We start from the raw sequence: 2,900 nt of genomic DNA, 5'->3' as shown, positions 1-2,900 counted from the left end.
TTCGTGATCTACACGTCCGGTTCCACGGGCACCCCGAAGGGCGTCGTGCTGACCCACGACAAACTGACCAACTTCCTCGCCTGGATGGCCGACGAGTGTGCGGTGGACTCGGACAGCCGCATGCTGCACTGCTGCGCGCCGGTGTTCGACGTGGCCCTGGGCGAGATCTACACCGCGCTGACCTCCGGCGCACGCGTCGTGGTCTGCTCCCGCGACGACCTGCTCGACGCCCGCCGACTCACCGACCTGATCGCCAAGGAGCAGGTGACCCACGCCTTCTGCCCGCCCACCAATCTCGCCGCGGTCGACCCCGCCGACTGCCCGAGCATGTCCTGCGTGACCCTCGCCGGGGAACCTGTCCCACCCCACATGGCGCAACGCTGGCTGACCGCCGGCGCCCGACTCGTCAACGCGTACGGGCCGGCCGAGGCCGCCGTCGCCTGCACCTGGTACGACGCCGGGGCCGGGTGGAGCGGCGCGTACGTGCCCATCGGCCGGCCCATGCCCAACCGACAGATCCGCGTCGTCGACGCGAACCTGAACCTCGTCCCGATGGGCGTCCCCGGCGAAATCCTCATCACCGGCTTCGGCGTCGCCGACCGCTACCTCAACCGCCCCGAACTCACCACCCAACGCTTCGTCACCGACCCCCACGGCGGCGGGGTTGCCTACCGCACCGGCGACCTCGGCCGATGGAACACCACCGGCGCCCTCGAAATCCTCGGCCGCATGGACCACCAGGTCAAAGTCAACGGCATCCGCATCGAACTCGGCGAAATCGAAACCACCCTCGCCCAACACCCCGACGTCGGCGCCGCCGTCGTCACCCGCCGCGAAGACCACGGCGTCGCCCGCCTCATCGGCTACGTCACCGGCCGCGACGGCCGCACCCCGGTCACCGCGGAGCTACGGGACCACGCCGCCGCCGTGCTCCCGCCCTACATGGTCCCGGCCGTGATCATGGTCCTCGACCGCTTCCCCGTCGGGGGCACCGGCAAGATCGACCGGCGGGCACTGCCCGAACCCGGCTCGCAGCGCCCCGACCTGGACGTGGAGTTCGTCGAGCCGGCGACGGACGAGGAACGGCTCGTCGCCGGGGTGTTCGCAACGGTGCTCGGGCTGGACCGGGTCGGCGTACGGGACGGCTTCTTCCACCTCGGCGGCACGTCGTTGCAGTCGGCGGCGGTGGCCGCGGGCATCGACGAGGCCGCGGGCGTGGTCGTGCCCGTGTCGCAGATCCACCGCACGCCCACCCCGCACGGGCTGGCCCGCTGGCTGACCACCGCGCCCCGCCGCCCCAGGGCCGAGCCGGCGCCGGCCGTCACCGGCCGCTCCGGCCCGGCCAAGCCCATCCCGCTGACCCTGTCGGTCGCCAAGTGCGTCTGGCTGCCCTTCGAACTGGTCTGCCCCACCACCTGGTGGATCGAGGGTGAGCTGGACCTGCGGGCGCTGATGGCCGCGCTCGGCGACGTGCACCGCCGGCACGAGGCACTGCACGCCCGCTACCGACGCGTCGACCCGCCCGTCGCCGTCATCCCGCCGAACCCGGGAATGCCCCAGCTACGACTCCTCACCGACGCCACCAACGAACAGGACGCCCTGGACCAACTCGCCGAAGCCGTGCAACAACCCCTCGACTACACCCAGGGCCGCAACTGGCGCGCCGCCCTCATCCGCGAACGCTCCACCAACCGCATCCTGTTCGGCGTCGGCATCCACCACATCGCCTTCGACGGCTGGTCACACTCGCTGCTGGTACGGGACCTCAGCCACGCGTACGCCGCCCGGCTCGCCGGCGAGGCCCCAGTGTGGGAGCGGCCGGCGACCACGCTGCGGCAGTCGTACGACGAATACACCCGGTTGCGCGACGCCGCCGACCTCGAAGCCCAGCGGGCGTACTGGCGCGAACAGTTGCGGGGCCTGCCCCGTCAGGGCCACGGCCAGCCCCAAGCGCCCCTGGAACAGGCACTGGCGTGGGGCCCGAAGGCCGGACACATCGTCACCGTCACCCCCGAGGTCATGCGCCGCTGGGACGACGCGGCACGGGAACAGCGGTTCAGCCGCTCCAGCTACTTCGTCGCCGCGTACGCCTCCGCGCTGCGCGCCATCCACCAGCAGGACGACATCGGCCTGCTGATGATCGTCGCCCGGCGCGGCAGCCGCATCCTCGACTCCGCCTTCACCACCCGAATCAACTCGAACTGCGTCCGCGTCCGGTTCCGGCCGGAGACGGACCTGCTCCGGCACGTCCAGCAGACCGTCGACGAGCTGATGGCCGCCCAGGACATCCCGTTCTCGGAGACCGCCGCCGACCCGGCCGTCGGCCTGCCCGGCGAGGTGGTCGCCAGCGTGCCCGGCTTCGCCTACCAGGACAACGTGGTGCTTCCGCTGGAGCTGCCCGGCTGCCGCACCGAGGAGGTCGTCGAGCCGTACGCCCGGGAGGTGATGAGCGGCCTCACCGTCGAGGCGATCCCCCGCGAGGACGACGCCCTCCTGCGCATCACCATCCGCACCGACCTGATCCCGTTCACCATCGCCGAGCAACTGGGCGCCCACATGCTGCGCTTCCTCGAAGCCGGGCCCCAGGCGGCCAGCACCACTGCCTGAAGGCTCGCCCCGTACCCCTCATGCCGTGGGCGCGGACAGCCGCGCCCACGGAGTTCCTGGTTCCTGACCCCGGCCGTCCCCGCGCGAGTGACGCCGGTCCTGATCGGAGGTTGACTCATGTCCGTCGAGTTCGTTCCTGCGCGGGCACAGGCTGCCGATGTCGGCGGGACCGGACCCGACTTCGAGGTCCTCGACGTCGTGGGTGATCTGCGTCGGCCGGCGGTGTGGCCGGCTCGGGCGGCGTCGGTGTTCCGGGCGTTGTCCTCGTCGTTGCCTGCCGGGGCGACCGGCGA

At 71.9% G+C, this 2,900-nt stretch carries 1 protein-coding gene; it reads left to right on the top strand.

What is annotated here, in order from left to right; all coding sequences use genetic code 11:
* On the top strand, positions 1-2,607 hold a 2,607-nt coding region (locus ACZ6O2_RS36440), incomplete at its 5' end, for an AMP-binding protein (RefSeq protein ID WP_466026209.1).
* Positions 2,608-2,900 lie beyond the last annotated feature (293 nt).

Source organism: Micromonospora sp. NPDC048040, assembly GCF_055587185.1.
This window is presented reverse-complemented; position numbering and strand designations above follow the sequence as displayed.